12 protein-coding genes are annotated in these 9,341 nt (G+C 43.8%); all 12 read right to left on the reverse strand.

Annotated elements, in window-relative coordinates; genetic code table 11:
* Nucleotides 1-46 precede the first annotated feature (46 nt).
* The gene (locus tag P364_RS0112345; RefSeq protein ID WP_024630425.1) at nucleotides 47-703 is read right to left on the reverse strand and encodes a hypothetical protein; all 657 of its coding nucleotides are present in this window, start codon (nucleotides 701-703) and stop codon (nucleotides 47-49) included.
* A gap of 490 nt (nucleotides 704-1,193) precedes the next feature.
* Entirely contained in the window at nucleotides 1,194-1,724 is a 531-nt protein-coding gene (locus P364_RS0112350) for a sigma-70 family RNA polymerase sigma factor (protein WP_024630426.1), read from the reverse strand.
* Nucleotides 1,725-1,828: 104 nt separating this feature from the next.
* Nucleotides 1,829-2,917: a toprim domain-containing protein gene (locus P364_RS0112355; RefSeq protein ID WP_024630427.1), complete on the reverse strand. Its 1,089-nt coding sequence runs from the start codon at nucleotides 2,915-2,917 to the stop codon at nucleotides 1,829-1,831.
* Nucleotides 2,910-3,089, reverse strand: coding sequence for a hypothetical protein (locus P364_RS37545; protein WP_024630428.1), 180 nt, complete (start codon nucleotides 3,087-3,089; stop codon nucleotides 2,910-2,912). The genes P364_RS0112355 and P364_RS37545 overlap by 8 nt, the downstream gene beginning before the upstream one ends.
* Before the next feature lie 19 nt (nucleotides 3,090-3,108).
* Nucleotides 3,109-4,392 carry a DnaB-like helicase C-terminal domain-containing protein gene (locus P364_RS0112365; RefSeq protein ID WP_024630429.1) on the reverse strand — a complete coding sequence of 428 codons (1,284 nt, stop codon included), beginning with the start codon at nucleotides 4,390-4,392 and terminating at the stop codon, nucleotides 3,109-3,111.
* A gap of 528 nt (nucleotides 4,393-4,920) precedes the next feature.
* Nucleotides 4,921-5,697: an ATP-binding protein gene (locus P364_RS0112370; protein WP_024630430.1), complete on the reverse strand. Its 777-nt coding sequence runs from the start codon at nucleotides 5,695-5,697 to the stop codon at nucleotides 4,921-4,923.
* Nucleotides 5,697-6,671, reverse strand: a complete 975-nt coding sequence (locus tag P364_RS0112375) for a helix-turn-helix domain-containing protein (RefSeq protein ID WP_161634211.1) — start codon at nucleotides 6,669-6,671, stop codon at nucleotides 5,697-5,699. The genes P364_RS0112370 and P364_RS0112375 overlap by 1 nt, the downstream gene beginning before the upstream one ends.
* Before the next feature lie 587 nt (nucleotides 6,672-7,258).
* Nucleotides 7,259-7,507 carry a DUF3846 domain-containing protein gene (locus P364_RS35275; protein ID WP_024630432.1) on the reverse strand — a complete coding sequence of 83 codons (249 nt, stop codon included), beginning with the start codon at nucleotides 7,505-7,507 and terminating at the stop codon, nucleotides 7,259-7,261.
* Between the two features lie 77 nt (nucleotides 7,508-7,584).
* Nucleotides 7,585-7,887, reverse strand: a complete 303-nt coding sequence (locus P364_RS0112385) for a hypothetical protein (protein ID WP_024630433.1) — start codon at nucleotides 7,885-7,887, stop codon at nucleotides 7,585-7,587.
* On the reverse strand, nucleotides 7,887-8,666 hold the full coding sequence (locus P364_RS0112390; protein ID WP_024630434.1) for a peptidoglycan recognition protein family protein: 780 nt from the start codon (nucleotides 8,664-8,666) through the stop codon (nucleotides 7,887-7,889). The genes P364_RS0112385 and P364_RS0112390 overlap by 1 nt, the downstream gene beginning before the upstream one ends.
* Nucleotides 8,667-8,683: 17 nt before the next feature.
* Nucleotides 8,684-9,025: a hypothetical protein gene (locus P364_RS0112395; protein WP_024630435.1), complete on the reverse strand. Its 342-nt coding sequence runs from the start codon at nucleotides 9,023-9,025 to the stop codon at nucleotides 8,684-8,686.
* Nucleotide 9,026: 1 nt separating this feature from the next.
* The gene (locus P364_RS0112400; RefSeq protein ID WP_024630436.1) at nucleotides 9,027-9,338 is read right to left on the reverse strand and encodes a hypothetical protein; all 312 of its coding nucleotides are present in this window, start codon (nucleotides 9,336-9,338) and stop codon (nucleotides 9,027-9,029) included.
* Between the last annotated feature and the right edge of the window lie 3 nt (nucleotides 9,339-9,341).

Genomic DNA, 9,341 nt, shown 5'->3' on the forward strand with positions numbered 1-9,341 from the left:
GGGTATTTAATAACGAGGGCCATCTCAGCCCCTCACTCATTACAGATTAGAATGGAAGTTTGCGTTGTGTTGCAGGTACTCCTTGTTGCTCATAGGCTGGCTGAACACCTTGTGGTGCATGATTATAAACGTTAGATTGAGTCTGGGCACCTGCTACTAACGCTTGCATGAAATCTGCAATATCGTCTGGGCTATGTGGTGTAACTTGCGGTGTAATATCAGGCATCTGGTCGATTAATTCTTGCGTCGGGAAGTCCAGAACAGGTTTTCCAGCTTCAGGGTTTGTCACATAGCGGCGGGCACTATAGGCAGTGTCGGAAGCACCTCTACCAGTGCGGTAAAGGGTTACGAAGTTCTTAGTAGGGTCGCACTCGTCAAGATTGAATTCTTGGTTCAACTTTTGAACATGAGACTTAGCCAAAGAGACGAATTTGACTCTCTTCTCTATAGGGTCATACACACGGAACTTAATCCGCAATGCAGGATATTTAAAAGGGTTTGCTTTGCAAAGTGGGCAAATGTCTTTGCCGGGGCAACGAATGTATTTAGGTGTCAGACCGGATTCATAGTGCTCACGGATACCGAACAGGTCTTCAAACCAGTCAATGAAGAGCATAGTCATTGGCTTTCCTTCTTCAAAAGTAATGAATTCTGCACCGCCAGAGAGAATTGCTCCAAGACCACGAACGACTGTGTTAGACATAATGTGTTTCCTCCAATGTATTTTGTATTTGAGGTTCGCTGACCTCTTACTATTAGTCGTCGTTCCATCTTTTCAAAAAGGAGCGAATGACTTTTCAAGAAATTGGATAGGATATATTAAAAAGCGATTTAATCTTCTTTTAATATTTCTTCCTTAATATCAGTAGTAGATGTATCTCTTTGGAAATCTGTGTCATTTGCTTCAACTACTAAAGGATTGGGTAATTAATATGATCTGTAAAATTATAGATTTGTTACAAAACCTATTTTAATTGCACTGTTTTACAACATAGTGTATTGACACTACTCTAAGTGCAGTTGTAGAATGTTTCTATGAGATATTTGAAACATATATAGGAACAGTTAAAGGTTTTTTAGGCAAAGTATGTTATACTTTAAAAGAGAGAAATACTGAAGCTAAAAACTCCCAAGACACTCTTACTAATATCTATCTATGTATGTATATCTTCTAAGGTAGGTAAATTAGGGTGTTACCCCTGACATAATTTTTTTAACGTTTTCATCGCACGGGAAGCATGGGACTTGTTCAAGCCAAGTAAGTTAGAAATCTCTGTTGGCTTCATATCTATCCCTTCCTCTGTGAAGAGCATGAAATCAATGATTCGACGTTGTTGCGGTGTAAACATACAGAGGTTGTTCAAGTAATCAGTTTTTACGTCAGACAGTCCATAGCCTATCTCTTCAGTTGCGTACGAGAAGTAATCGATAGTTGAACCATATTCTTCATCTGCCCCATCGCAAAAATTAACAGAGGTGCTGTTTTTGCTAATCATACGGTTGTTTTTGCGGTAGTAGTCAAATACTGCACGTTGAACGACAGTATGAGAGAATGTGAAGATATCTTTCTTAACTTGTCCTTTGTCGATGGCTGTAAGAATACGAAGCACAGCTTCTGATTGAACTTCTTCACGGTCTTCACTTCTCACGCCTTTCAGTATAAATTTGAAGATAGGTGTTAAGGACTCGATATCGAAGTTCGATATCGTTGTTTGAGTTGTCATAGTTAATATTCCTCCAATGGTTTCATGTGTAATGTGTTGCCAGTAATATCAGAGGTCGTTGCTTCGTTTGAGTAAGATGCGACTAAATTTGAATAGAATTTTGCTTACTGGAACATTGACCCGATTAGGTTCACGTTGTAGGTGTCGAGACGGTCTAGTAAACAAGCATTAAGCAGTTCATTGCTGTCTTTGAGCGCAGGAAAGCTAGGGTAGCGTACACGGTTCACAACGAACCCTGCCCTATCCAGTAAGATTGCGGCGTCTTGCATTCCCTTCTCGCCCGCTTTATCGTTGTCTAGCATCAAATCAATTTCCTCGATGCCAGCCAACTGCAACTCCCGAATTTGATTCCTGAAAAGAATACGTCCGTTAATCGAGATTGCGGGGATATCCACCTGATAGTTGGACATACAGTCAATAGGTGATTCGACCATCCTGACTCGCCTAATTCGGTGTTTCGTGGTTCTAAGTGTGTTAATGAAATGGAGACCAAAAATAATATCTTTCTTTATCGCGCTGCCTTCATTAATGAACTTAGTACCGTGATAGCTGTTGCCTATCTTTCTCTTCTGCACAAAACGGAGTTCTCCGGATCTCGTCCTCTGAGGGAATACAATTGTCGCAGTTGCAGTGTCAACACAGATTTCGTAGGTTTCGAGGGTTCTGTCGTTAAATCCCCTAGAACGCATGTAATTTATGCCAGTCTGATAGAGTAGTTCATTACTAGCCCTCGAATCTTTCATGCTAGTAAGAACGCTCTCTTCAAGATGGGGAATAACGTACTTGTTCCTGCGATTATCTATGAAGTCAACCATATCGAACGTTCTTCGTTTTTCTTCCTCGATGATATAGGTAGAAAGCAAAACTTTAATGCCCTCTCCTTCATTCAGGTCAAGAGCGTTCTCTATTAAAGTGTCTATTGTTCCTAAGTAGCCACAAAAAAAGCAGTTACAGTGATAGGGCGGTTCTTTAGAGATGCCAAAAGATGCCCTTGTTTCGGAATGTAATGGACAGCAACTCATGACCCATCCCCCCGTATCATTCAGTCCTGTGAATGCTTTAGGGTTACTTAGAACCTTCGAGAGATGCTGATACGAGAACCTGAGTTCATCTGTCAACTCTTCAGGATCAATGTACAAGGATTCAAGAATCTCAATATTGGGATCCTCTTGTTTGAGAGAGAGATTAATCACTTCCCTTTCCCCCTATCTGGGCGAAACCGGGAGAGTGGATTTCTATCTCGTCCTCATGAACATCGACGTGAACGTTGAAAAAGTTAGGGAAGTATTGGCAGTGAGCCGTTAACTCCTTACTCTCCTTATACGCTTCTAAGCTGATAGAGTTAAGGTACAGTTGTACCCACATGGGCTAGTCCCTCCCTCTCTTAGAAGTATTGTTCGTTAATGGAATCATCCAGGAGAGAGACGATACCAGAGTCGAAGTCGTAGCGCACAAGGAACGATTGTCCGCTTGCATTTTCACGATTTTTTATGACCAAGATTCTAAAGGTGTTGTCACTCACTTTTACGATAGAGATGCCCTTTGAAGCATCCTGTACGATGGCGAAGGTTTCCCCAATATCTCCAGCATCAACGTTCTCCGTAATGTCCTTCTTTACTTTCTTAAGGGCATCGCGGTTCGCTTGAGCGACAACTATTGCGGGCTTACCAGTATCGAGAATTAAGTCTCGAACTCCTGCCGAAACATCATACAGGCGCTGTCTAAGGTCGCCGCTCCCCCGTGAGGGAAGTCGTAACTTTGATAATTGGTCGAGTGTCCAACGATTGTGTCCTTCTCGTTCGAGTATCCGGTGGATTTCGTCGAGCGTGTAAGGTTTGCCTCCATTACTCTTAAGGTCGTAAATTACCATGTCTTTCTTCTTCTGCTTAAGGCGGTCAATAAACTCCGCATAAGCATCTCTCTTTTCGTTAGAGAGCGTACCGCGTGTTAGAGCAAGCCGTGACACTTTGGCAAGTGTATTGTCCCAGTTATGGGCAATTTCTGACGCTCTTTGCTCCAAGGCGAAGTAGGCTGGATAGTCATCATCTAATGTACTGTTCCATGCCGCTGACATCATAAAGGATGATATGAGGGTCTTCCCCATGTTTGTTGGCGCAAACACGAGAAAGTAATCGACCGCCCCATCTGTGTATTCAAGTCCGTTGGTCGCTAAATCTAGCGGCTTGAATCCAGTAGTCATTCCTATGATTTCATCTTTTGCCCTACCGTGGATTTTGTCATAAGCATCGAGACGTTGTTGAGCATTTTCGATGTAGGAGTAGCCCTGACCCCTTAAGCCGATAGACTTCAGAAATCTTCCTGCTTCCATCTGAAGTTGCTGAATAGCCGCTGTCGTTTCCTTTTTGGCGAAAGTCTCCGAAGCAGATACCAGTATCGGTTTGAACTCCCTATAAAGAAAGTCCTCCCTCACCGCTCGCACAACGTGGTCGATGTTCTCCAATTCCACCAACTCAAACGTATCAAACTTGTTCATTACCGTTTCTATTGTTGGCAAGTATCCGTTTTTCTTTTTGAAGCCTTTGACGTACTCGAAGGTTTCTTTGTGTACCTGAAAGTAGTCCTCAGTAATACCTGCATCCTCGACAACGCCCCACTCTTTAACGTTTAGGATGTGGTTGAGTAGCTGAAGTTCTTCGATTGCCGCCATTGTGTTCCCTCCCAATTTCCGATTACACTCTTAGTAGTCGAGTCATCTACGGAAAAAGGTGCGGCGTGATTCCAGCTAAGGCTCTATGTGACTTCATTTCCCTCATCGATTATGTACAAGTCAGACTTGTCCTCCTGACCAATTTTCAATAACAACACCCTTTATGGGGATTTTTACCCCCCCTAATTTCAGGATAAAACATAATATTTCTTCCGCCGGAAAATTTAATCCTATATTATGGAAATAGAAAAGGACTCACCGAATACAATTAGAAAAGTAATTGTATTCGGTGAATCCTTACGGGTTTTCATGTAGCGACAGTGCTTGAGGTAGGTCATGCGATCAGCGCAACTAAGTTGTCTGATAAATGCTCCTTTGGGCTGTTTTCGCTTGCCTCTCTAAGTTCGTATCGAGCTGTTATGAGCTGTATCACAACATATATAGAGTCTCTTTCAACTATGTTGTTCACAAATAGCTCGACAATAGGTAAATCTTCACTAAACACGTCAACAAACGCTCCACTTAAATTTAGTATTTGTAGGTATTATCTTCTCTTCTGTCTCTGCCGCCCAATGGAATGACCATCGTATTGTAAAGCATTCGAGATACAACCATGTCTCCAAGCATGTCATCTTGACGTAATATTGAATCAGGGAAATTGCTTGTAAAGATTGTACTTTTCTGTGCTTCTTTACGGAAGTCAATAACATCATAGATAAGGTCTCGAATGATTGGGGTGATTCGACCGCTCCCGATATCATCTAGTATTAGTAGCGGAACGTCATTCATGTGGTTGAGTTCTCGGTGGGCTTCGTAGGTAAACTTCTCGTCACTACGAGTGTAAATATCCCGCTGACGGTTAGCCCAAGCTCCAAATTTTACATACATTCCCACAGGGGTTTCATAATCAAACCATTGTGGGTCACGACAAACTTTGTAAATAAATTCATTAAGAACGGCATTGGCTGTCCATGATTTACCTGTACCTTTGCCCCTGTTAATCAAGGCAAGGTTCGTACCTGAAGTGACAAAGCCTACTGAATTAGATAGCAAGTCCTTCAGGATGGTTGCAAAGTCAGCGTTGTCCGCATCCTCAACGTAGTTGTGCAGGTTGGCAGTACGGTACTCCTTGGGGATTTTAGCCAAGCCGATAGCCTTTTCCAGTTTATCGTAGCCCACACAATAGGTGAGCGTATGCTCGGGCGGCAACTTCACTTCACCGCTACGAAGTTTGCACCAGTCCTTTACCACACAGGTTTCACATGTGCTAAACAGTTCTGTCTTTGTTTCAGTCAATATACTCATTAGTTACCTCCTTTAATCCTCTTCAGGAAGTCTTCAGCAGACATGCCGCTCTTTGTCTGTACGGTAGTCTCAACCATTTCCTTCTTCTCTTGCGCCGCGATATAGAACGGTTTCTTGCCTTTCTCGACGAACAAATCAATCTCTGCCGCCCGTCCTGAGGTACAGAACCACTCAAGGGATTGATTGTCGTATCCAATTTGGAAAAAGGCATTAATTCTTAGCTTAATTAGCGCCTTGTTGCCGTCAACATTCTTGAGCAAGCGCCCAATCATTCCACGGTGTTTACTTCGGGCGGTTTCGTGTGTTCTGCCTGTAGCGTCAATAAACTTCTCGTAGAAGTATTGAACGAAGTTGTCGTTCTTCCATCGATCAATGTCATCAGGCAGGGAGAACCTGCTTTTCCCTTCCCCAAAGTTGCCCGCTTTTTCAACATTGCCACCTAGAACGTTTCTCATTACTTCCTTTGTCGCAGGTTGGTCGGAGATATCAGGCTTCGCCTTTCCAGCGTACGGTGGGTTGAACATATCGTCACCTTCCTTCTTCACCCTGCTTAAAAGGGTCTCACGTATATGTGATTCAGTCTCAGCATCGACAGGAATCTCCCGAAAGATGATTCCCTCTTTGTCAAGCTTCTCAAGCATCTTAATGAAGCATTCGTATACATCTTCGTATAGGCATACCTCAACTTCTTTGTACACGGAATTTACAGTCCGCCAGAACATTTCGGATACATGTAGATGGTCAATCTTGTCTATGTCCATCAGATAGTAGGAGTTCGTCTTCCGATTACCGTTACGTTCCTTCAGGATGAACCCCTTCTCGCAGAGTTCGTCAATGTACTTGATTGCCGTTTTCTTGGTGCAGTTGCAAGCCATAGCAATTCGTGATACGGCAGGAAATGCTTCTCTTCCGTTCTCAAAAACGTACTTGGATATCACGCCGTAGGCTATCTTAGACGTGTCCGATAATTCCAAACAAGAAACCACCATGTTCGGCAGTTGCACATGCCCTCTGTTTTCAGAGTCACGGTAAACGAATTGCTTTTCGCTAGATACTATCACTTGTCCTTTGTATTGCCCCATTGTTAAATCATCTCCCTGCTCTAAGTGGTCGGCGCAAGTATTAACAAAGTTGCGGGAGATGTTACGTCCAGCCCCTTCCCTGAAGGACTTCGGCGGGCGACCCTTAGGCGTAAACTTGCTGATAATACTTGTGGTATTCAGTAATAAGATTGGACATATTGACCGTCTCACCTGGCTTCCTTTAGAGCAGGGGATGTCACGTTGTTCACGTGTATGACTCCGTTGATAGCACAGTGGATTAGGCATATAGCTGTATGTCGCATATGTCTCAACCCCTCTGTTATCAATAGTCGATCTATCTATGGAAAAAGATGTTCGCTCGAAGGCGGGACTTTATTAACCGATTACGTGTACTCCTATTGCTCGAAGTTCTTTAATGAATTTGGAGTACGTTGTGTTAGTGAAGGTAAAGAGTTCGGTCGCCTTCTTGATTTCCTCGTTGGTCAGGTCTCGAAGGTTGCCTTCGCTGTCGCCCATGCTTACAAAGATCTGTCCAGCCAGGACTTCGACCTTTTGCCGTCTTCGTCGTACAGTGGGCGGTTGAGCATTAGCCCGTCCAGCTTTCCATTTTCATTGCAGAAGATATCGAAGTCGTGATAACGAACCAACTCGATGTACCCGCCGGGAATCGCTTGCAGTTCACTTAGTTCGTTCTTGATCGTCTTCACGTATGAGTGAACCTTATCCGGTGCGACCACCACCATCCTGATTAAATGTTGCTTTGCCATGTACCCATTTCTTTCGCAAGCTCTTTAACACTGGGTATACCGTTCTCCTCCAGACGATACAAAGAGATCTGCCAATCCTATTCCCTTTTAATTCCTAGTTTCTTCAGCCAATCACTCAGATAGTTAGCCCCACGGGACGCTAGTAAGCCAGCGGCTACTGTAGATGAGTATGCGGCAATTCCGGTAAGTCCGAATGGATTAAGTCCGAATGCAAATGCCAGTCCTACGCCTACTATAATAGAAACTGCATACGTGCCTGTATCCTTAATAGGCATTACTTTCTTGATGACTTCCGTGATTGCTTCTGTTAAGCCCGCCACAAGCATCCACAGACCGATTGCACCTACTGCTGTAGCCAATACTTCAGTTAAAGTTACCATTATTTCTTCACCGCCCTAGCAATTAGGATTGTGTTCAGGAACGCCAGTTCAGAAGCAGTCAGCGTACCATTCTTGGCTTTGGTAATCCAAGCTTCGTCCGTAAAGAACCCTTTATCCTTAAAGTCTGTCAGGTTCTTTACAAGCATGTCTAATGCCCACTTATCAAGCTTCATAGGTTCATCGTCCTCCGATACTTCAGTTTTAGTTGGTGATTCAGGCGTACTGCAATTCTTCAGTTCAGCCGCCACATCGTTTAGGAATTGAGCCTTACTGATTCCCATAATTTTCAAAGCGTTCTTGTACGGGTCGGACTTGCGGTTCGGATCAAGCTCATTGTGGCCTGAAATCCGCTTCAAGGGATTCAATCCGTACTTGTTACATAGATACGCCATATACCACACGTACCGTTTGTAAGCTTCTTGATTATTAATGCTCCCCTTCTTATTGGAGTAACACAGTTCTGCGCCGATTGCGTGGTCATTGGAGTCAAAGCCGTAAAGGTCATTGTCTGTAGTGACGTTATACAACACGTGCCAAGCCTTCTCAGTGAGTGGCACACACTCAATGATGACCTCATCATCAATAAAGGTATGCGCAGAAGCACTCTCGACGTTGGCAGAGTTCGTATAGTAGTTCACGTTACCCACCGCTGTACTGCCGTCATTGCCCGTGTCATGAGCCACGATAAATACAATTCCTCGGTTCTTTAGGCCGGAACGTCTCTTCGTATTGACTGGTATGTATTTCTGTACAATGGAATACTTCATCTTGAAAGCCATCTAGTTCACCCTTTCTATTAAATCTTTGGGGTGCTATCCCCTACCTTTTCCTCCGCGATACTATAGACACTTTCTACTTGAGAATTACCAGGAACGGTCATGGTAGTTTCTGTATTGGTAGTTTTGAACTCCCTCACTGTCTGTACTGCGAATACCCCGCCCACGATGGTCATAACGACAGGGCTAAGGCTTCCTATCATCTCAATCGAGACGGAGCTGACCGCTACCCCGAAGAAAGGTGCAAAGAATATAATCAGCAGGAACAGTGCAAACAGACCGCCAAACAGTACCATTAGAAAATCCTTAGCGGAGAAGCCGTCATTGTCGTTCCAGAATGCGTTCTTCACAAACTTCACCATCTTAGCGCACGTCTCCCCTCCGTCTTGAGAGTTGAGCCACTAATTGCTCTACCTTGATATTCAGCAGCCTGTTCTCACTAATCAGTTCCATGTTTTCCTGACGAAGCGTGATGACTTCGTTGCTTAGTCTCTCAATCTTTTCTTCCGAAGCTGTGAGACGTTCAATCAACCTTTCACGGAAGGCCTGCTCGTCCTTGGAGAGCAATTCTCTATCCGTTACCTTGTTATTGTTTTTGCCGCTGGCGTAGCCGATTACACCGGATACAGCAGTACCAACGAGGCCAACGATTGCTGTAATTACACCTACGTCCATATC

This window comes from Paenibacillus sp. MAEPY2, from assembly GCF_000499205.1.
GTDB classification, from domain to species: Bacteria; Bacillota; Bacilli; order Paenibacillales; family Paenibacillaceae; genus Paenibacillus; species Paenibacillus vandeheii.